Annotated in this window: 25 protein-coding genes; 8 read left to right on the top strand and 17 right to left on the bottom strand. The window is 70.0% G+C overall.

Annotation, left to right across the window (positions count from 1 at the left end; all coding sequences use genetic code 11):
• Positions 1 to 21: 21 nt before the first annotated feature.
• The 9 genes from hemB to hemE all read right to left on the bottom strand — a co-directional run bounded on the left by hemB (position 22) and on the right by hemE (position 7,252).
• Positions 22 to 999: a porphobilinogen synthase gene (hemB, locus tag AC2D10_RS13345; protein ID WP_484708360.1), complete on the bottom strand. Its 978-nt coding sequence runs from the start codon at positions 997 to 999 to the stop codon at positions 22 to 24.
• Positions 996 to 1,790, bottom strand: a complete 795-nt coding sequence (locus tag AC2D10_RS13340) for a uroporphyrinogen-III synthase (protein ID WP_484708358.1) — start codon at positions 1,788 to 1,790, stop codon at positions 996 to 998. Before AC2D10_RS13340 ends, hemB begins: the two co-directional genes overlap by 4 nt.
• Complete coding sequence (hemC, locus tag AC2D10_RS13335) at positions 1,787 to 2,782, bottom strand: hydroxymethylbilane synthase (protein WP_484708357.1); 996 nt, start codon at positions 2,780 to 2,782, stop codon at positions 1,787 to 1,789. Before hemC ends, AC2D10_RS13340 begins: the two co-directional genes overlap by 4 nt.
• A gap of 7 nt (positions 2,783 to 2,789) precedes the next feature.
• Entirely contained in the window at positions 2,790 to 3,467 is a 678-nt protein-coding gene (hemQ, locus tag AC2D10_RS13330; RefSeq protein ID WP_484708356.1) for a hydrogen peroxide-dependent heme synthase, read from the bottom strand.
• Positions 3,468 to 3,511: 44 nt separating this feature from the next.
• The gene (locus tag AC2D10_RS13325; protein ID WP_484708354.1) at positions 3,512 to 3,784 is read right to left on the bottom strand and encodes a hypothetical protein; all 273 of its coding nucleotides are present in this window, start codon (positions 3,782 to 3,784) and stop codon (positions 3,512 to 3,514) included.
• A complete protein-coding gene (locus AC2D10_RS13320; protein WP_484708352.1) occupies positions 3,771 to 4,178 on the bottom strand; it encodes a phage holin family protein in 408 nt (135 codons plus the stop codon). The genes AC2D10_RS13325 and AC2D10_RS13320 overlap by 14 nt, the downstream gene beginning before the upstream one ends.
• 1 nt (position 4,179) lies before the next feature.
• The gene (locus tag AC2D10_RS13315; protein WP_484708351.1) at positions 4,180 to 4,617 is read right to left on the bottom strand and encodes a hypothetical protein; all 438 of its coding nucleotides are present in this window, start codon (positions 4,615 to 4,617) and stop codon (positions 4,180 to 4,182) included.
• A gap of 123 nt (positions 4,618 to 4,740) precedes the next feature.
• Positions 4,741 to 6,234, bottom strand: coding sequence for a protoporphyrinogen/coproporphyrinogen oxidase (locus tag AC2D10_RS13310; protein WP_484708349.1), 1,494 nt, complete (start codon positions 6,232 to 6,234; stop codon positions 4,741 to 4,743).
• Positions 6,227 to 7,252, bottom strand: a complete 1,026-nt coding sequence (hemE, locus tag AC2D10_RS13305; protein ID WP_484708348.1) for a uroporphyrinogen decarboxylase — start codon at positions 7,250 to 7,252, stop codon at positions 6,227 to 6,229. The genes AC2D10_RS13310 and hemE overlap by 8 nt, the downstream gene beginning before the upstream one ends.
• 82 nt (positions 7,253 to 7,334) lie before the next feature.
• Between hemE and AC2D10_RS13300 the strand changes: the two genes are divergently transcribed.
• Positions 7,335 to 8,654, top strand: a complete 1,320-nt coding sequence (locus AC2D10_RS13300; RefSeq protein ID WP_484708345.1) for a glutamyl-tRNA reductase — start codon at positions 7,335 to 7,337, stop codon at positions 8,652 to 8,654.
• Positions 8,655 to 8,692: 38 nt separating this feature from the next.
• Positions 8,693 to 9,283 (top strand): HhH-GPD-type base excision DNA repair protein, encoded by a 591-nt coding sequence (locus tag AC2D10_RS13295; protein WP_484708344.1) that lies wholly within the window; start codon positions 8,693 to 8,695, stop codon positions 9,281 to 9,283.
• Positions 9,284 to 9,314: 31 nt separating this feature from the next.
• Here the strand turns inward: AC2D10_RS13295 and AC2D10_RS13290 are convergent, their stop codons facing one another.
• On the bottom strand, positions 9,315 to 10,700 hold the full coding sequence (locus tag AC2D10_RS13290) for a glycine--tRNA ligase (RefSeq protein WP_484708343.1): 1,386 nt from the start codon (positions 10,698 to 10,700) through the stop codon (positions 9,315 to 9,317).
• A gap of 86 nt (positions 10,701 to 10,786) precedes the next feature.
• Here AC2D10_RS13290 and AC2D10_RS13285 point away from each other — a divergent pair, with 86 nt between their 5' ends.
• Both AC2D10_RS13285 and AC2D10_RS13280 read left to right on the top strand, forming a co-directional pair.
• Positions 10,787 to 12,256, top strand: coding sequence for a peptide MFS transporter (locus AC2D10_RS13285; RefSeq protein ID WP_484708342.1), 1,470 nt, complete (start codon positions 10,787 to 10,789; stop codon positions 12,254 to 12,256).
• A gap of 1 nt (position 12,257) precedes the next feature.
• Positions 12,258 to 12,677: a VOC family protein gene (locus AC2D10_RS13280; RefSeq protein ID WP_484708340.1), complete on the top strand. Its 420-nt coding sequence runs from the start codon at positions 12,258 to 12,260 to the stop codon at positions 12,675 to 12,677.
• Positions 12,678 to 12,683: 6 nt separating this feature from the next.
• On the opposite strand, the gene AC2D10_RS13275 is transcribed toward AC2D10_RS13280, so the two are convergent.
• Entirely contained in the window at positions 12,684 to 13,373 is a 690-nt protein-coding gene (locus AC2D10_RS13275) for a GNAT family N-acetyltransferase (RefSeq protein WP_484708338.1), read from the bottom strand.
• Positions 13,374 to 13,483: 110 nt separating this feature from the next.
• Between AC2D10_RS13275 and AC2D10_RS13270 the strand changes: the two genes are divergently transcribed.
• Positions 13,484 to 14,923 (top strand): MFS transporter, encoded by a 1,440-nt coding sequence (locus AC2D10_RS13270; RefSeq protein ID WP_484708336.1) that lies wholly within the window; start codon positions 13,484 to 13,486, stop codon positions 14,921 to 14,923.
• Positions 14,924 to 14,937: 14 nt separating this feature from the next.
• Here the strand turns inward: AC2D10_RS13270 and AC2D10_RS13265 are convergent, their stop codons facing one another.
• The 5 genes from AC2D10_RS13265 to AC2D10_RS13245 all read right to left on the bottom strand — a co-directional run bounded on the left by AC2D10_RS13265 (position 14,938) and on the right by AC2D10_RS13245 (position 20,250).
• On the bottom strand, positions 14,938 to 15,333 hold the full coding sequence (locus tag AC2D10_RS13265) for a hypothetical protein (RefSeq protein ID WP_484708335.1): 396 nt from the start codon (positions 15,331 to 15,333) through the stop codon (positions 14,938 to 14,940).
• The gene (locus tag AC2D10_RS13260) at positions 15,333 to 16,292 is read right to left on the bottom strand and encodes a serine hydrolase (protein WP_484708334.1); all 960 of its coding nucleotides are present in this window, start codon (positions 16,290 to 16,292) and stop codon (positions 15,333 to 15,335) included. The genes AC2D10_RS13265 and AC2D10_RS13260 overlap by 1 nt, the downstream gene beginning before the upstream one ends.
• A 109-nt stretch (positions 16,293 to 16,401) precedes the next feature.
• Positions 16,402 to 18,384, bottom strand: a complete 1,983-nt coding sequence (locus tag AC2D10_RS13255; RefSeq protein WP_484708333.1) for a M13 family metallopeptidase — start codon at positions 18,382 to 18,384, stop codon at positions 16,402 to 16,404.
• A 10-nt stretch (positions 18,385 to 18,394) separates the two neighbouring features.
• A complete protein-coding gene (locus AC2D10_RS13250; RefSeq protein ID WP_484708332.1) occupies positions 18,395 to 19,555 on the bottom strand; it encodes a sensor histidine kinase in 1,161 nt (386 codons plus the stop codon).
• Complete coding sequence (locus AC2D10_RS13245; RefSeq protein ID WP_484708331.1) at positions 19,552 to 20,250, bottom strand: response regulator transcription factor; 699 nt, start codon at positions 20,248 to 20,250, stop codon at positions 19,552 to 19,554. Before AC2D10_RS13245 ends, AC2D10_RS13250 begins: the two co-directional genes overlap by 4 nt.
• 149 nt (positions 20,251 to 20,399) lie before the next feature.
• On the opposite strand from AC2D10_RS13245, the gene AC2D10_RS13240 reads away from it, so the two are divergent.
• Together AC2D10_RS13240 and AC2D10_RS13235 are read left to right on the top strand one after the other, a co-directional pair.
• Complete coding sequence (locus AC2D10_RS13240; RefSeq protein WP_484708328.1) at positions 20,400 to 20,873, top strand: DM13 domain-containing protein; 474 nt, start codon at positions 20,400 to 20,402, stop codon at positions 20,871 to 20,873.
• 62 nt (positions 20,874 to 20,935) lie between these two features.
• Positions 20,936 to 21,340: a hypothetical protein gene (locus AC2D10_RS13235; RefSeq protein WP_484708327.1), complete on the top strand. Its 405-nt coding sequence runs from the start codon at positions 20,936 to 20,938 to the stop codon at positions 21,338 to 21,340.
• A 63-nt stretch (positions 21,341 to 21,403) separates the two neighbouring features.
• On the opposite strand, the gene AC2D10_RS13230 is transcribed toward AC2D10_RS13235, so the two are convergent.
• Positions 21,404 to 21,961 (bottom strand): DnaJ family domain-containing protein, encoded by a 558-nt coding sequence (locus AC2D10_RS13230; RefSeq protein ID WP_484708325.1) that lies wholly within the window; start codon positions 21,959 to 21,961, stop codon positions 21,404 to 21,406.
• A 77-nt stretch (positions 21,962 to 22,038) separates the two neighbouring features.
• Here AC2D10_RS13230 and AC2D10_RS13225 point away from each other — a divergent pair, with 77 nt between their 5' ends.
• Positions 22,039 to 23,361: an MATE family efflux transporter gene (locus AC2D10_RS13225; RefSeq protein WP_484708323.1), complete on the top strand. Its 1,323-nt coding sequence runs from the start codon at positions 22,039 to 22,041 to the stop codon at positions 23,359 to 23,361.
• The last annotated feature ends 5 nt before the right edge of the window (positions 23,362 to 23,366 follow it).

Here is a 23,366-nt window from a genome sequence, read left to right as displayed (position 1 = left end):
AGCAGTGGATCGGGGTGCGGATCAGTCGCGCAGCCAGCGCGCGGCTTCCCTCGCCCAGTAGGTCAGCACGGTGTCGGCGCCGGCGCGTCGGATCGACAGCAGCGACTCGAGGACGGCGGCACGACGGTCGATCCACCCGTTGCCCGCGGCGGCCTCGATCATCGCGTACTCCCCCGACACCTGGTACGCCCAGACGGGGATGTCGACGGTGTCGCGCACCTCGCGCAGCACGTCGAGGAACGCCATCGCCGGCTTCACCATCACGATGTCCGCACCCTCGGCCTCGTCGACGACCGCCTCGCGCACACCTTCGCGACGGTTGCCCGGGTCGAGCTGGTACGTGCGACGATCGCCCACGAGCTGCGAGTCCACGGCCTCGCGGAAGGGGCCGTAGAAGGCACTGGCGTACTTCGCCGCGTACGCGAGGATCAGCGTCTGTGTGAAGCCCTCGGCGTCGAGCGCTCTGCGCACCGCCGCGACCTGGCCGTCCATCATGCCCGAGAGCCCCAGCAGCTGCGATCCGGCACGCGCCTGGGCGAGCGCCATCGAGGTGTAGCGCTCGAGCGTCGCATCGTTGTCGACCGAGCCGTCGGATGCCAGCACACCGCAGTGGCCGTGATCGGTGAACTCGTCGAGGCAGAGATCGGTCTGCACGACGAGCGCGTCGCCGACCTCGGCCACCAGCGCCTCAGTCGCGAGGTTCAGGGTGCCGCGCGGGTCGTCTGCGCCGGATCCCTGCGCATCTCGCACCGCGGGGACGCCGAACAGCATCACGCCGGCGACACCGGCTTCGGCCGCCTCGACCGCAGCGCGACGCAGGGAGTCCATCGAGTGCTGAGCGACGCCGGGCATGGAGCCGATCGCGACCGGCTCGTCGAGGCCCTCGCGCACGAACATTGGCAGCACCAGGTGCCGCGGCTGCAGGGTGGTCTCGCGGACGAGATCACGCACGGCGCGAGACTGACGCAGGCGCCTCAGTCGGACATCGGGAAAGCTCACGGCGCGAACTCGTCTGCCGCGTGCGGAAGGGTGAAGTGCGAGACAGCGTCGATCAGCGCGTCGACCGTCTGTCGGTCGGCCACGACCGACACCGGCAGCCCGGCGTTGAGCGCGTCGCGCGCCGTGCGCGGACCGATCGCGGCGAGCAGGGTCTCATCGGGGATGTTCGGGAACTGCTCGCGCACCTGCTCGGCGACCGAGCCGCTGGTGATGAGGATCGCGTTGATACGGCCGTTCTCGACGTCGCGCTTGATGCGCTCGGTCACCGGCACGCCGACCGTGCGATAGGCGACCACGCTGTCGACGTGGTGTCCGGCGTCGGACAGCAGGCGGCTGAGCACGGGCTTCGCGATCTCGCTGCGGAGGGCCAGGATGCGACGCGGCTCGGTCTCGAGCGCGATCAGCTGCTCGGCCATACCCTCGGCCGAGTTATCCTGCTCGGGGACGAGGGCGACCTCGTAGCCGACGGCCTGGAGCGCTGCCGCCGTGGTCTCGCCGACCGCCGCGATCCGGGTGGTGCGCGGCACGACGGCGCGATGCGCGAACATCACGTCGACCGTGGTCGCACTCGTCACGGTGAGCCAGTCGAACGCGCCGGCCGCCAGCTGCTCGAGCGCGATGTCGAGCGTCGGCTGATCGGTCGTGGGCGCGAAATTGATGAGGGGCGCGACGACGGGCACGGCGCCACGCTCACGGAGGGAGGCGGCGACACCGTCGCCCCACGGCCCTCCGCGGGGCACAAGGATGCGCCAGCCGTCCAGTGGTCGGTCCTGCTTTGATTCGGATGTCATGAGGATTGCTCTCGGGAGACGAGATCGGCCGCCCCTTGATCGAGCAGCCGACGGGCAACAGTCAACCCGAGTTCGCGCGCTGCGCTGATCGGGCCTGCACCATCGGCAGCATCCGCTCCATTGCCACTGCCGTTCCGACGAATATACTCCCCGTTCAGGGCTTCGGTGACGTCGAGCCCGATCCGGCGCCCTCCGTCGGTCGCGTACACGACCGTTCTGATGCGCACGGAATCGCCCTCGACCACGGCGTGCGCCGCCATCGGCGCCTGGCAGCCGGCGTCGAGACCCTCGAGGATCGCGCGCTCGACGGTCACGGCGAGACGCGTGGGCTGGTGATCGAGCGCGGCCAGCGCCGCACGCAGCTCAGCGGGAGCATCCGTCGTGGTCTCGACACCCAGTGCGCCCTGCCCCGGAGCCGTCGGCCATTCGGCCAGCCCCAGCCCCTCGCGGCGCAGCGGAGCGTCGGACTCGAGGCGACGCAGCCCCGCAGCGGCGAGGATGACGGCATCCAGCTCGCCCGACACGACCCGCGCCTGACGCGAGTCGACGTTGCCGCGGATGTCGACGACCTGCGCCTGCGGGGAACGGCGGCGGATCTGGGCGATGCGGCGCGGCGAACCCGTGCCGACCGTGCTGCCGGGCGGCAGGTCGTGCACCGGAACGCCGGTGCGGGTGAGCACCACGTCACGGGCGTCTTCGCGCTGCGGCGTCGCTGCGATCACGAGCCCTTCGGGGATCGCAGTGGGAAGGTCCTTCAGCGAGTGCACGAGGAAGTCGCATTCGCCGGCGAGGAGCGCGTCGCGCAGACGGGTGGCGAAGATGCCCTGACCACCGATCTCCGACAGCGACGCACGGTTCGTGTCGCCCTCGGAGGTGATCGTGACGAGTTCGACCGGACGCCCCATGACCTTCTCGAGGGCGGCGGCGACATGACCCGACTGCGCCTGCGCGAGTGCGCTGCGCCGGGTTCCCAGACGGATCGGAGTGCTCATCGTCGACCTACTGCAGCACGTCCGCGATCTCGTCGAACCGGAGCCGGCGCCCGGTGTAGAAGGGCACCTCCTCCTTCACGTACAGACGCGCGTCGGTGTAACGGAGGTCGCGCATCATGTCGACCAGATCGGTGAGCTCGTCGGCCTCCATGGGCAGGATCCACTCGTAGTCGCCCAGCGCGAACGCGGCGACGGTGTTGGCGATGACGCCCGAGAACGCGGCGCCCTTGCGTCCGTGGTCGGCGAGCATCGTGCGGCGCTCACCCTCGGGGGCGAGGTACCACTCCGGAGTGCGCACGAACGGGTAGAGGCAGAGCCAGTCCTTCGGCTCGACGCCCCGCAGGAACCCGGGCACGTGCGAGCGGTTGAACTCCGCGTCGCGGTGCACGCCCATGACGTTCCAGACCGGCAGCAGCGAGGTCAGCAGCTCGGTGCGACGCAGGCGACGCAATGCGCGCTGCAGGTCCTCGGCGGTGTCGCCGTGCAGCCACACCATCAGATCGGCGTCGGCCTTGAGGCCCGACACGTCGTAGAAGCCGCGCACGATCACACCGGAGTCCTCGATATACGAGACGATCGTCTCGAGCTCGGTCGAGTCGGCTTCGGTCACCGCGACATCGGGATTGCGTCGCCAGACCGCCCAGAGGGTGAAGCCGGACGGGTTGCCTTCGTGCTCTTCGGACATGATCCCAGTCTGCCCCCTTTGCGGGGCACTCGCGAACCCGGCGCTCAGCGCGCGACCGCCCGAGCGATCACCCACACCAGACTGCCGATGCCGCTGGCCAGCACGACCACGACACCGACCGCGGCGACCGGGTTGCGGTCAGCGAACCGACGGGCCTTGACCGCGCCGCGCTTGGTCGCCTTGTCGATGCGACGGGGGAAGTTGCCCTTGATCTCGATCGCTGCCAGCGCGGCCTTCAGCTCGGCACGCGCCGACGCCACCGGGTCGACGATCCCCGCGGGGACGGCGGTGCGAGGGAGGTTGTCAGAAACGGTCATCGCCGGCGTCCTTCACGAGTCGGATGTCTTCAGCCACGGCCTGAGCAGGGTTCTGTCTGCGCAGGACCTTGCGGAACTTCAGGATGCCCAGCAGCGCGAACAGCAGCACCGCCACCAGCAGGATGCCGAGGACCGCGAGCGCCGACAGCCAGACCGGCCACCACGACGAGAGTCCCGCGATCGCGAACACCAGGATCACCGGAACCGCCCAGAACAGGAAGAACAGGGCGACCAGGAACCACACGGACCCGATCCCGGCATCCTTCGCGGTGCGCGAGATCCACGCCTTGGCGTTGTTGATCTCGGCCTTGACGAGGTTGGTGACGAGCTCGGGGAGATCCCCGATGAGGCTCAGCAGACTGTCGTCCGCGCGATCTCGGAATCCGCGAGGCATATCAGGCGCCGGTCTTCTTCGGAGCAGACTGCGTCGCGCTGGAGGTGCTGGTGGGCGTCGAGGACGGCGCGTCCGAAGCCTTGTCGCTCTTGCTCTTGACCGTGGCCTTGGCACCGTCGACGACATCCTCGACCGCGTCGCCGACGTCGCCCGCCGCCTTCTTGCCCTTGGCGATGGCCGAGTCGAGCTTCTGCCCCGGCGTGCCGGAGCCGCCGATCGACTGCACGACCTTCACCGCACCGGTCCAGATCGCGCCGGGAACGGCCGCGGCCTTCTCGCTCACGAGATCCCTCACCAGTTCGACCTTCTCCTGCACAGGGTCGAGGTTCCAGACCTTGAGCCACTGCGTCCTGATCTGCTCGTAGCGCTCGCGCCCCGCGCGTGTGCCGAGAACGTATCCCGCGCCGAGTCCGACGATGAGTCCGATCTTCCCCTTCATGGGGTCTCCTCACGTTGTTCCGGTCGAGCCGCAGGCTTCGATCCCCGTCGGCCAGGTCTTCAGCGTAGTCCTGTATGCCGATTTCGGCATCTACTCACGAGGGGGTTGACACGCGGAGCGGACTCACTTCCACAGAAGTTCGCGCCGCAGGCGGTCGGACTCGGCCGTCGCGTCGGGGATCACCTGCGCGAGTCCGGTGCCGGCGAGCCACGCCCCGACCGCTGCGAGCCCCGGCACGGCGCGCATCGCAGCACGCGCGGCCTCACGGCGCTCACCGGATCCGATGATCGACGCCGGCTGCGCCTGCACGAACCGCGAACGGTGCGCGCCGAGGAGGGCGTCGCGCGTGAGCGGGACGCCCAGGAGAGCGGATGCCTCGCTCAGCGCCAGCGTCGCCGCCGCGTCGTCGTCGAGTCCGGCCGTCGCCGCGGGCTCACCCTGGGCGCCGAACGACACGCGCACCACGTGCCGACCCGGAGCCGCGTCACGCACCCAGTCCCACTTCGCGGTGGAGTGCGTGAGCGCCTTGGCGATGTGACTGCCCGGGACCGTCAGCACGCCGGTGCCGCGAGGGGCCGCGTCGAGGGCGGGAGCGTGCAGCACGAGCGTCACGACCTCGATCTCGGGCGCGACCGATGACGTCTCGTCGGCGATCGCGAGCGCCGGGATCGTCGCGGTCAGCAGCGCCCGCGCGGTGCCCTCGTCGGTGGCGACGATCACCGCATCGGCATCGAGCTGCTCGAGCTCGGCGTCGGTCGCCACATCGGTCCCGCCTTCGCTCTCGCAGCGCACCGCGACGTGCCACCCCTGCTCGTCGCGCGACACCTCTTCGACGCGGGCACCGGTACGCACGTCGGCGTCGAGGCGGGCGAGGTCCACCAGCAGCGCATCGACCAGAGCGCCCATGCCGCCGACGAGTCCTTCGACGGCCGCACCGGGCGTCTTGCGCGCCGCGCCCTCCTGACGCAGAGCCATCACAGCACCCGATAGCGACCCGACCCGCGTCAGCGCGGCGTTCAGACCGGGCGCGGCGACGTCGACATCCACGTCATCCGGCGACGCGGAATACACACCCGTCGTGACCGGGGCGACGAGGCGATCGCGCACCTTCGCGCCCATGCGTGAGGCGACCAGGCGACCCAGCGACGACTCGTGTCCGATGGTGAGGGGCGGCCGCACGCGGTCGAGGTAGGCGCGCCAGGCCCCGGACCAGCCGATGACCCGGCGCACGTCGTCTTGGAAGGGGTTGGAGGGGATGCCGAGCACCCCGCCGACCGGCAACGGCGCGGCTCCCACGCCCGGGATGCCGCTGAGCCAGGCGCCGCCCGCCGCGGGCGCGACGATGCGATCGGCGAGACCGAGGTCGTCGAGCAGGGCGCGCACGTGTCCGCCGCGGGTCGCGTAACTCTCGGCGCCCGCATCGAGCACGATGCCGTCGATCTCGGTGCGGCGGATCGCTCCGCCGACGGCATCCGATGCCTCGAGCACGGTGACGCGCATGCCGACCTTCGCGCACTCACGCGCCGCGATCAGGCCGCCGACGCCGCCGCCGATCACCACGACCCTGGTCGCGGCCGCCCGACGCGCGAGCTCAGCGGGCGCGGGCTTCTCAGCCATGCGCGTGCACCAGTTCGACGATGCGCGTCAGCTGGTCGGGATCCGTCTCGGGGGGAACGCCGTGGCCGAGGTTCACGATGTGGGCGCGGGCCGCGCGTCCGCGTGCGAGTACATCGAGCACGTGCGCTTCGAGCACCGGCCACGGCGCCCCGAGGAAGGCGGGGTCGATGTTGCCCTGCACCGTGACATCGGGTCCGAGGAGGGCCGCGGCCTCGTCGAGCGGCATCCGCCAGTCGACGCCGACGCCGTCGGCCACACCGCCCAGCCGCATATCGGCGAGGAACGGGCCCGTGCCGACGCCGAAGTGGATGCTGGGCACTCCGATGTCCTGCAGCGCCACTGTCGAGTGCGGCGCCACGTATCGGCGGAAGTCGGCGGTGCTGAGCGACCCGGCCCACGAGTCGAACAGCTGCACGACCGACGCCCCGGCGTCGCGCTGCGCCTCGAGGAAACGACGGGAGATCTGCGCCAGCCACCCGGCCAGACGGTTCCACGAGTCGGGGTCGGCGCGCATCATGCCGCGCGCCCGCATGTGCTCCTTCGACGGGCCGCCCTCGACCAGATACGCGGCCAGCGTGAAGGGTGCGCCCGCGAAGCCGATCAGCGGGGTGTCGCCGAGTTCCGCCGTCACCAGGCGCACGGCCTCCGAGATCGCGGTCGCATCGAGCGAGTCCGGATCGATGGCCGTGATGCGATCGACGTCCGAGGCCGTGCGCACCGGGTTCGCGAACACCGGTCCGCGTCCGGGCTCGATCTCGACCTCGACACCCGCCAGACGCAGCGGGATCACGATGTCGCTGAAGAACACGGCCGCGTCGACCCCGTGCCGACGCACGGGCTGCAGCGTGATCTCGGCCGCGAGCTCGGGGGTGAGGCAGGCGTCGAGCATGCGGGTGCCGACGCGCAGCTCGCGATACTCGGGAAGGGAGCGGCCGGCCTGACGCATGAACCAGACGGGGGTCCGTTCGGGGCGGTCGCCGGCGAGAGCGCGCAGCAGAGGAGCATCGGAGAGGGCCATGACTCCATCCTCCCATCCGTCGCGTGTGCGCTGCCTGCGGGATGCGGAGCCCGCACACCCCGGGCTCCGGTACAATCGAAGAGTGCTGCTGTGTGTCACGGCGAGTCACAAGACCGCCTCCTTCGACTTGCTCGAACGCTTGAGCCGCACCCCCGACGGCGTCGCACCCACCCTGGTGGACATGACGCCGTGCGTGCAGGGTGCGGTGGTTCTCGCGACGTGCAACCGGTTCGAGGCGTACGTGGAAATGGACGAACCCGTCACCGCGGCCGGCGCGATCGGCGTCGAAGCAGTGCTCGAGGCCGTCGAAGCCGTCACCGGTGTTCCCGCCCGCGAACTCGACGGTGCCTATACGGTGCACTCCGGCCGCCACGTCGCCGAGCACCTGTTCTCGGTCGCCTCCGGACTCGAGTCCGTCGTCTCCGGCGAGGGCGAGATCGCCGGTCAGGTGCGCCGTGCGCTGAAGTCCGCCCGCAAGGAGGGCACCACTTCCCCCGAGCTCGAGCGGCTCTTCCAGCGGGCCAGCCAGGCACAGCGCAAGGTCAAGAACGTCACGGCCCTCGGTCGCGCCGGCCGCTCGCTCGTGCGCCTCGCACTCGAGCTCGCCGACAGCCGCATCGCCGACTGGTCCGCCGAGCGCGTGCTGCTCGTGGGCACCGGGGCCTACGCCGCCGTCACGCTCGCCACGCTGCGCGAGCGCGGCGCGGTCGACATCTCGGTCTACTCCCCCTCCGGTCGGGCGCAGATCTTCGCCGCGAAGCACGGCCTCCGCGCCGTCTCGGCCGAGGACTACGCCCGCACCGCCGCGCACTCGAGCCTGCTCATCACCTGCACGAGCGCTACGGAGCCCGTGCTGGGCCCGGAGCACCTGCAGGGTCCGGTCGGCGTCGCCGCGGTCGGATGCCCGGTGAACACGCACTCCGGCGCGCAGCGTCGCCTGGTGATCGACCTCGGCATGCCGCGCAACGTCGACCCCGCCATCGCCACGGTCGAGGGCGTCGGATTGCTCGACCTCGAGACGATCCGTCTGCACGCTCCTCTCGAAGAGCTGCAGGCGACGGATGCCGCGCGCACCGTCGTGCGCGAAGCCGCCGACACGTTCCACGTGGTCGGTGAGCGTCAGAGCGTCATCCCCTCGGTCGTCGCACTGCGCTCGCACATCTTCGGGCTGCTCGAGAGCGAGATCGACCGGGCGCGTGCGCGCGGCGACGAGGACGGGCGGATCGAGCAGGCGCTGCGCCACCTCTCCGGCGTGCTGCTGCACACCCCGACGGCCCGGGCACACGAGCTCGCCGCCGCCGGACGAGCCGACGAGTTCGCCGCCGCGATCGGCGCGCTCTACGGCATCACGCCCGAGACCCCCGCCGCAGCATCCGACGACGAGACGTCTCTCACCGCCTGAGCAGCTCTTCGGTCGTCACGCAGTGCCAGACTGGATGCATGGCCCTGCACATCACCGGCGACTCCGACGCCGACGCCCTGCTCACCGACAATCCGCTCGCGCTGCTGGTCGGGATGCTGCTCGACCAGCAGGTGCCCATGGAGACCGCGTTCGCCGGGCCGCTGAAGATCGAGCAGCGCACAGGTGCGACGGATGCCGCGGCGATCGCCGGCATGGCCCCCGACGAGTTCCTCGAGGCCTTCAAGGCGACTCCCGCCGTGCACCGCTTTCCCGGTTCGATGGCGACGCGCGTGCAGACGCTGTGCCAGACGCTCGTGGACGACTGGGGCGGAGACGCCGCGGCGCTGTGGACGCGGCCGTCGTCGGGGTCAGGGACCGCGCCGTCCGGCGCTGAGGTGCTGAAGCGGCTGAAGGCGCTGCCGGGGTTCGGCGAGCAGAAGGCGAAGATCTTCCTCGCGCTGCTGGGCAAGCAGTACGGCTTCACGGGCGACGGATGGCGCGAGGCCGCCGGCGCCTACGGTGAGGAGGGCTCGTACCGCAGCGTCGCCGACATCGTCTCCCCCGAGTCGCTCACGAAGGTGCGCGAGCACAAGAAGGCGATGAAGGCTGCAGCCAAGCAGTCGTCCTGAGCGGAGCACCGCGCAGGGAGCTGTCCGGAAGTCAGGCGCCCTTCAGACGCTCCGACAGGTACGCGTGCAGCTCGTCGATCGAGACGCGCTCCTGCGCCATGGTGTCGCGATCACGCACCGTCACCGCGCGGTCGTCGAGCGAGTCGAAGTCGACCGTGACGCAGAACGGCGTGCCGATCTCGTCCTGACGGCGGTAGCGACGGCCGATGGCCCCCGCGTCGTCGAAGTCGACGGCCCACGAGCTGCGCAGCGTGTCGGCGACCTCGCGCGCCAGCGGCGAGAGCTTCTCGTTGCGCGACAGCGGCAGCACGGCGGCCTTCACCGGCGCGAGACGCGGGTCGAGCTTGAGCACGGTGCGCACGTCGGTGCCACCCTTGGCGTTGGGCACCTCTTCTTCGCGATAGGCATCGACGAGGAACGCCATCATCGCGCGGGTCAGGCCAAACGACGGCTCGATCACGAACGGGGTGTAGCGCTCGCCTGTGGCCTGGTCGAAGTATGTGAGGCTCTGGCCCGACGCCTCGCTGTGGCTCGACAGGTCGTAGTCGGTGCGGTTGGCGACGCCCATGAGCTCGCCCCACTCCTTGCCGGTGAAGCCGAACTTGTACTCGACGTCGATCGTGCCGGCGGAGTAGTGCGCGCGGTCGTCTTCGGGAACGTCGAACTGACGCATGTTCTCGGGGTCGATGCCGAGATCGATGAACCAGTTCCAGCAGGCTTCGACCCAGTGCTCGAACCACTCCTGCGCTTCGGCGGGCGGCGTGAAGAACTCGATCTCCATCTGCTCGAACTCGCGCGTGCGGAAGATGAAGTTGCCGGGGGTGATCTCGTTGCGGAACGCCTTGCCGACCTGGCCGATGCCGAACGGCGGCTTCTTGCGGCTCGCGGTGAGTACGTTCGAGAAGTTCACGAAGATGCCCTGCGCGGTCTCGGGGCGCAGGTAGTGCAGGCCCGACTCGTCGTCGACCACGCCGAGGTAGGTCTTCACGAGACCCGAGAACGACTTCGGCTCGGTGTACTGACCCTTGTTGCCGCAGTTCGGGCAGGGCACGTCGGCGAGACCGTTCTCGGCCTTGCGGCCCTTGCGCGCCTCGAAGTCGTCGATGAGGTTGTCGGCGCGGAAGCGCTTGTGGCAGTTGAGGCACTCGACCAGCGGGTCGGAGAACGTCGCGACGTGGCCGGAGGCCTCCCACACCCGCTTGGGCAGGATGATGCTGGAGTCGAGGCCGACCATGTCGCCGCGACCGCGCACGAACGTCTGCCACCACTGCCGACGGATGTTCTCCTTGAGCTCCGTGCCGAGGGGGCCGTAGTCCCAGGCGGAACGCGAACCACCGTAGATCTCACCCGCTTGGAACACGAACCCGCGGTGGCGGGCGAGGGCGATGACCTTGTCGAGGCGGGACTGTTCGGCCATGGTGGCTCCAATGGTCGGATGCGGGGAGAGTGCCCGAGAGCGCGGGCCTGCTCATTCTATCGAGGGGGAAGAGTAGCGTCGTGTGCATGAGCACTCCGCAGTCTCTCCCGCGCACCCGCGACGAGAACACCCGCTTCTTCGGCCAGCCGTGGGCGCTGGTGCACATCTTCGGCGTCGAGATGTGGGAGCGCTTCAGCTTCTACGGCATGCAGGGCATCCTGCTCATCTACCTGTACTACTCCGCGACGCAGGGTGGTCTCGGCATCCCCGAGGCCGTCGCCGGAGGAATCGTGGGTGCCTACGGCGGCTCGGTGTACCTGTCGACGATCCTCGGAGCCTGGCTCGCGGACCGACTGTTCGGCTCGGAGCGCGTGCTGTTCGTCAGCGCCATCGTGATCGTCGCCGGCCACCTCGCGCTCGCCCTGCTGCCCGGGATGCTGGGCGTGGGAGTCGGCCTCGTGCTGGTCGCCCTCGGCTCGGGCGGGCTCAAGGCCAACGCCACCTCGGTCGTCGGCAGCCTCTACGCGCCTGACGACGTGCGCCGCGACGCCGGCTTCTCGCTGTTCTACCTCGGCATCAATCTGGGCGCGTTCATCGGCCCGATCCTGACCGGACTGCTGCAGTCCACGCTGGGGTTCCACTTCGGCTTCGGCCTCGCGGCGATCGGCATGACGCTGGGACTGGTGCAGTACTCCTTCGGGCGCCGCGCTCTTCCCGCCACGGTGCGCGAGGTGCCGAATCCGCTGCCCGCCTCGCGCTATCCGATGGTCGCGATCATCGCTGCGGCCGCTGTCGCCCTGATCGCGGTGCTCGCGCTGATCGGCGTCATCCGCGCCGACAACCTCGCCGTGATCGTGATCGGTGTGACCGTGGTCGCCTCGATCACGTACTTCGCGGTGATCCTCTCGAGCCGCCGCATCGACAGCACCGAGCGCTCGCGCGTCTGGGGCTTCCTGCCGCTGTTCATCACGAGCGTGGCCTTCTGGTCGCTCTACCAGCAGCAGTTCACGGTGCTCACCGTGTACTCCGACCAGCGCCTGAATCGCGATCTGTTCGGCTGGGAGATGCCGGTGTCGTGGGTGCAGTCGATCAACCCGGTCTTCATCATCATCCTCTCGGGCGTCTTCGCGGTGCTCTGGACGCGTCTCGGAAAGCGTCAGCCCTCGACGCCCGCGAAGTTCGGTCTCAGCGCGATCATCATGGGCGGGGCGTTCCTGCTGTTCCTGCCGTTCGCCGGCGGGGGTCCGAACTCGACGCCGCTGCTCGCGATCGTCGGCATCCTGCTGGTGTTCACCATCGCCGAGCTGCTCATCTCGCCGGTCGGCCTCTCGGTCGCGACCAAGCTCGCGCCGTCGGTCTTCCGGACGCAGATGGTGGCACTGTTCTTCCTGTCGATCGCGCTGGGCACGGCGATCTCGGGCGAGCTGGTGCGGTTCTACGACTCCGAGAACGAGGTTCCCTACTTCTCGATCCTCGGAGGCATCGCGATCGTCGTCGGCATCGGACTGCTGCTGAGCATCAAGCCGGTGCTGCGCCTGATGAAGGGGGTGCGCTGACATGGAGCAACGCGTCAGCTTCCTCACCCTCGCCGTGGCCGACCTCGCCCGCAGCCGCGCGTTCTACGTCGACGGGCTCGGCTGGGAGCCGATCTTCGCGGGCGACGACGTGCTGATGTTCCCCGTCGCCGATCGACTGATCCTGTCGCTGTGGTCGATCGCGGGCTTCACCGCCGAGATCGGCGAGGCCCCGGCATCCGGCATCGCCCCGGTCACCCTCGCGCACAACCTCGCGACACCGGCCGAGGTCGACGACGTGCTCGCCGAGGCCGCCCTGCTCGGGGCACCCGTCAGCTCGGCACGGACACGGGAGTGGGGCGGATACTCGGGCTACTTCAGCGACCCCGACGGGTTCCGCTGGGAGATCGCGGTCAACCCCGGCGAGACCGGGGACTTCGTGCTGCCGCCGCTCAGCTCGTGAAGTCGCTCAGGCCGTGAACAGGTAGCCGCGCTCGACGTCGAAGCCGGCGATCTCCAACCCGCGGCCGAGCAGCTCCGACATCTCGGAGCGCAGACGGGTGCGCCACTCGTGCGCGGCGTTCGGGTCGGACTCACGCAGCGACTCGATGTCGGACGGGATCTCGAGCGTCTCGACCACGGCGTCATCGCCCGGCGTCTTGGCGATGTCGGCCAGCGCCCACTCGACGTCGAGACGGTCACTCTCGTCTCCGGCGTCACCGCCGCCGAAGATGCCGTAGCGGTTCACCGAGTAGCCGGTCACCCGCGCGCCCAGGACCGTGAGGAAGAAGTGCGCGTTGCGCGCGACGAGCGGGTCGAAGGTCCAGGTGATGCGCCCGACGTCGCGCGAGAACGCCCACTGACGCTGGTGCTCCTTGAGCTCGCGCCCCCAGCCGCGTCCGCGGTATTCCGGGATCAGCGCGGTGATGTGCGAGTGCATCGCACGCCGGCCCGGCTCGCCGAAGAACGCGATCGAGGCGCCGACCATGCGCTCCTCGTCGCCTTCGCCGTCGAAAAGGCCCACGACGTAGTTGCCCGACTGCTGCAGCGCACGCAGCGTTCCGGCATCGACCACACGCTGCGGACCCCGGATGGAGTCGAGCAGGCCCTGTGCATCGAGGATGAGTTCAACGGTGTCGAGATCACGGATGGTTCGCACGCGCCCAGTCTGCCCCTCCTGCCGAGGATCGGCGAAATCGAGGCGCCCGTCGTCGGGCGCTGCTCCCGCCGGGCGGCCCCGGTGTCGGGGATCGCCGATAGCCTTGGCCGGTGGGTGCGAACGACGACAAGGCCAGAAGACGACTCTCTCGCACCTCTCCCAAGTGGGCGATCGTCGCGGTGCTGGCCTTCGCGGGCCTGTGCTCCTCGTTCATGTTCACGCTGGTCGTGCCGCTGCAGGCCGAACTGCCGCAGCTGCTGAACGCCTCTCGCGAGGACACCACGTGGGTCGTCACGATCACGCTGCTGGTCGCCGCCGTCGCGACCCCGATCTCCGGGCGACTCGGTGACATGTACGGCAAACGTCGGGTCGTGATCGTGTTGCTGATCCTGCTCATCATCGGCTCTGTGATCGCGGCGCTGTCGGGGTCGATCGTCGGCGTGATCATCGGCCGAGCGCTGCAGGGCGCGGTCACCGGCGTGGTGCCGCTCGGCATCGCGATCATGCGCGACGTGCTGCCGACGAACCGGCTCGGCACCGCCGTGGCACTGATGAGCGCGACGATGGGCGTGGGGGGAGCGATCGGGATGCCGGTGGCCGCCCTGCTCGCGCAGAACGCCGACTGGCACTGGCTGTTCTGGCTCGCGGCCGGTCTCGGAGCTGTCGGTCTGGCCCTCGTGCTGGCCGTGATCCCCGAGGACGTGCTGCGCTTCCCCGGGCGTCTCGACGTGCCCGGCGCCATCGGTCTCGCGATCGGGCTGACCGGTATTCTGCTCTTCGTCTCGCGCGGCGCGGAGTGGGGCTGGACGGCTCCGCTCACCCTCGCCTGCATCATCGGCGGAGTGGTCGTGCTTCTTGTGTGGGGCTGGTACCAGCTGCGCACCGACGACCCGCTGCTCGATCTGCGGGTCGCCGCTCGGCCCGCCGTGCTGTTCACGAACATCGCCGCGATCGGCATGGGTTTCGCCCTCTTCGCCTCGAACGTGACCTTTTCGCAGCTGCTCGAGGGTCCGGAGGGCTTCGGCTTCGGGCTCGACATGGTCGCCGCCGCGTTCGTGATCATGCCCGCCGGACTGGTGATGATGGTGATCTCACCACTCTCCGGCTGGCTCGAGCGCACCGTGGGTCCGCGACCGCTGTTCACCGTCGGTGCGGTCGCGATCGTGCTCGCCTACGTCTTCGTGCTGATCTGGTCGAGCGAGGTGTGGCACATCCTGGTCGGCAACCTGCTGATCGGGGTGGGCATCGGCTTCACCTTCGCGGCGATGCCGATGATCATCATGCGCTCCGTCCCCGCGAACGAGACCGGCGCCTCGAACGGGCTCAACGCCCTGTTCCGCTCCGTCGGCACCTCGAGCGCCTCAGCTGTGATGGGCGGCGTGCTCGCCGCCATGAGCGTCGACGTCGGCGGCGGTGTCGCGGTGCCCACTCGGGCCGCGTTCGAGGTCTGCTTCTGGCTGGCGATCGCCGCCGGCATCATCGCGGTCGTGCTCTCGCTGTTCATCCCCAAGCAGCCCACCGGCGAGCATCACCGGTCACTGCCCAGCTGAGCGGAAGCGGAGCTCTAGATCTCGCGCGGGTCCGGATCGCCGTCACGCGGTGGACGCAGCCGGGCGGGAATGGGCCACGCCAGCACGAACTGCGCGGTGGCCGGCCGGGTCATGTCACCGAAGTCGTCGATCTTCACCACGATTCGACCCGGAACGCCGTCGTGGTCGGGCGTCGCCTCGACGACGCGCACACGCAGCGGCCGCTCTCCCTCCCCCTCCAGAATCCAGGGGTCGGCCAGCCAGCCGATGCCGTGCGCCTCGAGCGCAGCCTCGGCATCGAGCCACTCCGTGGGGTCGGATGCCGGTCGGCCGAGCACGTCGACCGCGACCCAGAGATCGCCGTCGGGGTGGATCCAGCCGAGCATCTCGCCATCGTCGCGTCGGTGCGGCGTCCAGTCCTGCGACACCATCAGTGCGTGTACTCCATCAGCTCGACGCCGAGCACGCGGAAGGCGTCGTGTGCGCGCAGCCGGTGCGTGATCGAGAGGTCGTCGAAGCACACGATGAGCGAGTACGCGACGCCGGCACGCGGCCCCGCGAGCACCCCCGCCTCGGCGCGCACCCCCCGGTCGCGGCCGGTCTTGTTCACGAACAGCAGCCCGTGCGCGTCGTGCTCGTGCGAGAACGGGTCGAGCCCGGTGGATGCTGCGACGAGACTCAGATCCTGGTTCAGGCTGAGCCACTCCGAGACCTGCGCGCTGACGGCCGCGTCGACGACCGAGGAGTTCACGAGCGCCGAGAACAGGCCGGCGAGCTCACGTGCCGATCCGACAGCGACGTGCGGGGCGTCGTCGGGCCCCCGTTCATCGCGGAACTGATCGAGCAGGGCGGTGCGCCGCAGCCCGAGTCCTTCGATGCGCGCACGCACCCGATCGTGGCCGACCTTCTGCAGCAGGGCGTTGACGGCGATCGGGTCGCCGGCGGTCGCGGCCAGCACCGCCAGGTCTTCCAGCGGCAGCGCCGGGGCATGGAGATGACGCCAGAGTCCCGATGTGGTCACCGCGTCGACGTCGGTGCGCTCAATGATCTCGAGCGGGTCCAGCTCGCCGCTCGCGAAGCCGGCCGCGACCTCGATCAGCAGCGGCACGACCCCGAGACCGGCCACCGGCATCGTCACGTGGTCGTCGCCGGAGAGCACGTGCTGATGCGAGTCGAGATCGACCACATGCACCGAGACCTGCGCCCCGGCGTCAGCCAGCGTCTCGAGCGCCCGGAGCGTCGACGTGAACGATCGGCGGCCCACGGCGGCCCGTCGCGGAAGGCGCCGGCTGGCACCCTGAGAGCGGCGCAGCAACGCCGGCGATCCGTCGGCAGACGCTCCCTGAGCCCCGCCGAACGGGTCAGGGAACGAGGGGATGCGGGAGCCCACGCATGGTCCTTACCGAGAGGGTGGATGGGACGCCGCGAGGCGCGATCCCCAGCGGCAGGGTTATCGTAACCCCGGCCGATGAGGATCGCTCACAGAAGGCGGACGTTGGTCACCAGATCGTCACGCGGTCGTCTTCCGGCAGCCACAGAGCGTCTGTCTCGCGCACGTCGAACGCCTGGTAGAAGGCGTCGATGTTGCGGACGATCTGGTTGCAGCGGAACTCGTTCGGCGAGTGCGGATCGATCGTCAACAGGCGCAGCGTCTCGGCTTCGCGCCCCTTCTGCTGCCACACCTGCGCCCACGACAGCAGCAGCCGCTGCACGCCGGTGAGCCCGTCGATGACAGGCCCTTCACCGGTCCCTGAGCCCGACGAAGGGTCGAGAGACAACTCGTACGCCTTGAGCGCGATGCCCAGACCGCCGAGGTCGCCGATGTTCTCGCCGATCGTGAGCGCGCCGTTGACGTGGTGCTCGGGCGACAGCCCTTCGGGGACGAGCGCGTCGTACTGCTCGATGAGGGCCTTGGTGCGCTCTTCGAACGCGGCGCGGTCGGCGTCGGTCCACCAGTCCTCGAGGCGACCGGCTCCGTCGTAGCGGCTGCCCTGGTCGTCGAAGCCGTGGCCGATCTCGTGGCCGATCACCGCGCCGATGCCGCCGTAGTTCGCCGCGGCATCGCGACCCGCGTCGAAGAACGGGTACTGCAGGATCGCGGCGGGGAACACGATCTCGTTCATCGACGGGTTGTAGTAGGCGTTGACCATCTGCGGCGGCATGTGCCACTCGTCGCGATCGATCGGCTTGCCGACCTTGCCGACGTTGCGGTCGTGCTCGAAGATCGCGGCCCGGCGCACATTGCCGAACAGGTCGTCCCGATCGATGGTGAGGCTCGAGTAGTCGCGCCAGACCGTCGGGTGACCGATCTTCGGGGTGAAGGCGTCGAGCTTGGCCAGCGCGCGCTGACGCGTCTCAGCCGTCATCCACTCGAGCTTCTCGATGCTCTGCCGGTACGCCTCGATCAGGTTGTCGACCAGCTCGTCCATCGCGGCTTTCGCCGTCGGCGGGTAGTGGCGCTCGACGTAGACCTTGCCGATCGCCTCGCTCAGTGCACTCTCGGTGACCGAGACGCCCCGCTTCCAGCGCTCGCGGATCGTGGGAACGCCCGTGAGCTCGGTGCCGTAGAACGAGAAGTTCTCGTGCACGAACTCGTCGGTGAGGTACGGGGCGGCGGCGTGCACGACCTGCGCGCGCAGCCACGCCTTCCAGTCGTCGAGGCGGGCGTCGGTGAGCAGCGAGCCGAGGCCCTCGAGGAAGCTCGGCTGCGAGACCACGACCTCGGCGAACGCCTCGGGCGCGGACGGTGCCACGGCGTCGCGCCACGGCTCGAGGTCGACACCGGCGAGCTGCTGGATCTCGTCCCACGTCTTGAGGTTGTAGGTGGCGACCGCGTCGCGGCTCTTCACGTTGTCCCAGTGGTGACCGGCGAGCTCGGTCTCGAGGGCGATCGCCCGCTCGGCCTCAGCCGCGGCATCCGGAACCTCGGCGAGCGCGAGCAGGCGCTCGAGGTGTGCGCGGTAGGCAGCGCGAGTGTCGGCGAAGGTGTCGAGACGGAAGTAGCTCTCATCAGGAAGCGACAGCCCGGACTGCACGAGCACCGGCACGTAGCGCTCGGGGTTGCCCGGGTCGCCGTCGACGTAGAAGCCGATCAGGTGGGCGCGGCCGTCGCGGTCGTAGGCGCCGACCGTGCGCAGGAACGCCGGCACGTCGTCGATCGCGTCGATCTCGGCGAGCGTCTCGGCGAGGGGCGTCACGCCGGCCGCGTCGATGCGCTCGGTGTCCATGAAGCTCGCGAACAGGTCGCCGATCTTGCGGGCGAGGGTGCCCTCGGCGGCATCCTGCGACTCCTCGATGATCGCGCGCACGTCTTTCTCGGCCTGCTCGGCGAGCAGGTGGAACGAGCCCCAGCGGGCCTTGTCACCCGGGATCTCGGTGCGGGCGATCCACGAACCGTTCACGTGACGGTAGAGGTCGTCCTGCGGGCGGATGTCGGAGCTGAACTCGGAAGTGGCCAGGCCTGCGGGGAGAACGTCGGTCATGCGCTCCAGCCTAGGACGCGTCGACGCCGGCTGTCCCGAACGGCAGCAGGACATTCATCCGGAATCCGTCGCCGGTGCGTTCCGCGAACACGTCGCCGCCGTGTGCCCGCGCGAGACCCCGGGCGATCGAGAGGCCGAGCCCGGCCCCGGAGGCCACGCCCTCGTCGACCGTCGTGGTGCGCGCGGCGTCTGCACGCCAGCCCACCTCGAACATCCGGTCGAGGTCTTCGACCGCCACGCCGGACCCGCGATCGAGGATCCCGAGCACGAGCCGACCCTCGTCGACCGGCTGCGCCGACACGACGATGTCGGTGCCCGGTGGCGCGTGCCGGACCGCGTTGGTCAGAAGGTTCACGATGATGCGTCCGAGGTGGTGCGGGTCGGCCCACATCATGTGCCCGGCGACGCCGCGCTCGACGATCCGCACCTCGTGTCGCGCGGCGGCGCCCGCGACGTCGGCGACCGCATCCGAGACGATGTCGAGCAGCTCCACCTGCTCGGTCTTCAGCTGCACCGCACCCGAGGTCAACCGGGAGAGCTCGAAGAGGTCGTCGACCATACGGCTCATCGTCTCGACCTGCGCGCGCACGTCACCCGCGAAGCGCTGCGGCGCATCGGCGGCCCCCTCTTCGAACGACTCGGCGAGCGCACGCACCGCCGTCAGAGGTGTGCGCAGGTCGTGCGAGATCCACGCGAAGAAGCGCTGCCGGGCGGAGTCGAGCATCTCGAGTTCGGCGCGTGCCGCATCGACCTTCGCCGACATCGCGGCGAGTTGCGCCGAGAGCAGATCGACTTCGAGCAGCCCGACCCGCTCCGCCGCGACCACCTCGCCGTCGGCCACCTGCAGCAGCGACTGCGAGAAGCGCTCGAACGACGTGCGCAGCGCCCCCGCGACCACCCAGGCGGCCACGACGCTCAGAAGCAGGGCGACGACGCTGACCGACAGCAGCACCGTCAGGTCGTGCGCCGAGATGTACATCTCGACGGAGATCGCCATCACCGACGCGGCCATCGCCACCACGCCGGCGCTCGAGACGACCATCAGTCGCGCCCGCATCGACCGCTGACGCAGCAGGCGCAGCGACAGTAGAGCGAGGGCTGCGACCGCCGTCGCCGAGAGAAGACAGGTGAGCACGATGAGCACGAGATCCATCGGGGCGAGCACGATCACGGGCTCTCACCGTTCGCAGAGAAACGGTAGCCGATGCCCCACACCGTGCGCAGATGCCGAGGGTCCGTCGGATCGCGCTCGATCTTCTCCCGCAGCCGGCGCACGTGCACGGTGACCGTCGACGCGTCGCCGAAGCTCCACCCCCAGGCCTCCCGCAGGATCTCGTCGCGCCCGAGGTCGCGCTCGTCGTCGCGCATCAGGAACAGGAGGAGGTCGTACTCGCGCGCGGTGAGAGACACCTCGTCACCGCGGACGATGACACGTCGGCGGAGCGTGTCGATCACGAAGTCGCCCCGCCGCACCTCTCCGAGGGCGCTCTGAGCCGTGCGGGCACGACGCACCAGAGCCCCCACCCTCAGCAGCAGCTCGCGCAGAGAGAAGGGCTTGGCGAGGTAGTCGTCGGCGCCGTGCTCCAGACCCTCGATCCGGTCGTCGATCTGGCCGAGCGCGGTGAGCATCATGATCGGCACGTCCGAGTGGCGACGCACCTCGCGGCAGAGTTCGTCGCCGCTGATGCCGGGCAGCATCCGGTCCACGATCACCACATCGGGGATGCTGTCCGCCAGCGCCGTGCGCGCCGAGACCCCGTCGGCATAGCTGGCGACCGCGTACCCGTGAGAGCGCAGATACGCCCCGACCGTGGCCAGGACCGTGGGGTCGTCCTCGACGACGACGACCCGTGCTGCCTGCTCCATGCGGTCGACCCTAGCCTCGGGCCCATATCCGTCCGCCGGGAATCTTACGGATCCGAAAGGTCTTCCCGATCGGCCCGCGCCGCTTCGTAGCGTGCTGAGCGACGAACATCCGACGCGGCATCCGCCGCTCCGCTCACACAGGAGAACCCATGCGCAAGCTCGCCCTCGCCGCCACCGCGGCACTCACCCTCGCACTCACCCTCACCGCCTGCACGCCGTCGGACGCGGGCTCCGGTGCCGGGTCGCCGACGTCGAAGTCCTCGTCTTCGTCTTCGTCGCAGTCCCCGCAGAAGCCGGATGACGGGGCGACGGGCGCGACCGCCGAGCGCACCGGGACGTTCGCCGGCCTGAACGACAAGTCCGTCGCCGGCACGGTCACGGTCACCGCCGATGAGATCGCACTCGCGGGGTTCTCGTCTGACGAGGGGCCCGACCTGCACGTCTATCTGACCAACGGCACCGACGAAGCCGCCGTCTCGGCCGGCACGCTCGTCGACGCCGTGTCGTTCGACACCGCCGCACAGTCGTTCACCCTGAAGGACGTGGACGTGTCGAAGTACTCCCACGTGGTCATCCACTGCGACAAGGCGAAGGCCGTGTTCGGGGCGGCTGATCTCACGTGACCGGATCGCCGCCCGCGTTCGCCCTTTCCCTCTCGCTGGTCGGGGGTGTGGTGAGAGGGGTCGTGGGCATCCTGTGGCTGGTGGAGGGGACGCTGAAGTACCGAGCCGGATTCGGGGCGGCCGACATCGGGCTGGTGGTCGACAGCACGGCGGGGAATGCGCGCGTGCCCTGGTTTTTCGGTCCGGTCGCTTCGGTGATGGACGCGCTACCCGGCGTGTTCGGGGTGATGATGCCGGCGCTCGAGGTCGGGCTCGGTGCGCTGCTGCTTCTGGGGATCATCACGCCGTTGGCCGCCTTCGCGTCGATCGGGACGCTGATGCTCTACTGGAGCGCCGATCAGCTCACCGCCGCGTACCCCGCGATGGTCGTGCTGTCTGCGCTCGTGCTTCTCGTGCCGGGGGCGGGCCGGCTCGGGGTGGGCGGCTGGCTGCGGGCGCGACGGGAGGGCGCGCCGCGCGTCACCTGACCGCGGCGCCCGCGAGGGGGCGGGGGCGGGACGGACGGGGGCGTCCGCCCTTGCCCCCGGGGGTCAGCGGCGCCGGCGCAGGCGGAATCGCCGAGGGCGTGGCTGTTCTGCGGCGGCCGTTGCGGCCGACGCTGCCAGGCGGGCGGCGCGACGGCCTGCCCACGCCGCGACCTCCGCGTCGATGTCGCGCGTCTGCGTCACCACCGGTGGGCCGCCCTGCAGCTGCCGACGCGCCTCGCGGACCCGTCGGTTGAAGTCGTCGAGGACCGCACGCACGTCGTCCTCACGCCCCAGCAGGTCGAGTTCGGCGTCGAGCCCCTTGTCCTCGGTGCGCAGCAGGATCGCCGGCGGGCCGAGGCCGGTGAGATTCTCGTTCTCGATCTTCTGGCGGATCCACCAGTCGGGGTCGTGATGCTCGCCCAGCCCGCGGAGCGGTTTGCCCGCGCCGGGGAGATTGTCGAAGTCGCCGCGGCGGATCGCGACCTGGATCGCCGACTCGACGAACGCAGCACGATCGGCGGCGGTCTCGGGGCCGGGCGACGCGTCGTCGTCATCGCTCGCCGACGAGGGGTTCTGCTGCCGCGCGCGGTAGCGCGCTGCGGCTTCGCGTGGATCCGTCATGATGCACCTCCGCAGCATCCGATCCCTCCAGGTTACGACGGCTCCGCACTGTCGGCGCCAGCCCATAGGCTCGGAAGATGACCGCGCGCCCCTCCCTCAATCGAGAGATCCTGCGGCTCGCGGTCCCCGCCCTCGGCGCACTGATCGCGGAGCCGGCGTTCCTGATCGTCGACGCCGCACTGATCGGTCATCTCGGCACCACACCGCTCGCCGGACTCGGCATCGCCGGGGCCATGCTGCAGACGATCGTCGGACTGATGGTGTTCCTGGCGTACTCCACCACGCCGGCCGTGGCCCGACGCTTCGGCGCCGGTCGACCGGGCGAGGCCGTGTCGGTGGGCATCAACGGCATGTGGCTGGCCCTCGGTCTCGGTGCCGTGCTGGCCGTGGTCGGCGCGGTGTCGTCGCCCTGGCTGGTGTCGCTCTTCGGCGCGGGCGAGGCGGTGTCACAGCAGGCGAACGACTATCTCGTCATCTCGATGTGGGGTCTTCCCGCGATGCTGATCGTGTTCGCGGCGACCGGGTTGCTGCGTGGCATGCAGGACACGGTGACGCCGCTGTGGATCGCGGGACTCGGGTTCGGCGCGAATGCGCTGCTCAACGTGCTCTTCATCTACGGCTTCGGCTGGGGGATCGCCGGGTCGGCCGCCGGCACGATCACCGCGCAGTGGGGCATGGTCGCAGCGTACGCACTCGTGATCCGCCGGCTCGCCACGAAGCACAGCGCCTCACTCCGCGCCCAGCGCGAGGGAATGGGCGGCACCGTGCGGTCGGGCGGCTGGCTGTTCCTGCGCACCGTCAGTCTGCGAGCGGCCCTGCTCGCGACGGTCGGGGTCGCGACCGGCATCGGCACCGACGAGCTCGCCGGCTGGCAGATCGTCTTCACGATCTTCTCGGCTGCGGCGTTCGCCCTCGACGCGCTCGCCATCGCCGCCCAGGCCCTCATCGGCAAGGAGCTCGGAGCCGGAGACGAGAAGCAGGTGCAGCGCGTGCTGGGCCGCACCGTGGCATGGGGCGTGTGGTTCGGAGTCATCGTGGGCGGTGTGATCGCCGCGCTCTCGGGCGTGCTCGGGATCGTGTTCACCGGCTCGGCCGAGGTCGCCCAGCTCGTGCAGCCCGCGCTGCTCGTGCTCGCGGTCGCGCAGCCCATCGCTGGCGTGGTGTTCGTGCTCGACGGCGTGCTCATGGGGGCGAACGACGCGCGCTACCTGGCGATCGCGGGCGTGCTCAACCTCGTGCCGTTCCTGCCTGCACTGTGGATCATCCAGGTGATCGGCGTCGACGGCGTCGGCGGGCTGGTCTGGCTCGCGGTGGCGTTCTTCGGCGTGTACCTGCTCGCCCGCCTGGCGACCCTGGGCTGGCGCGTGCGCTCGGGAGCCTGGCTCTCGGCGGCCGCCTGATCCTC

Source organism: Microbacterium sp. PI-SA-G, from assembly GCF_057215335.1.
This window is presented reverse-complemented; position numbering and strand designations above follow the sequence as displayed.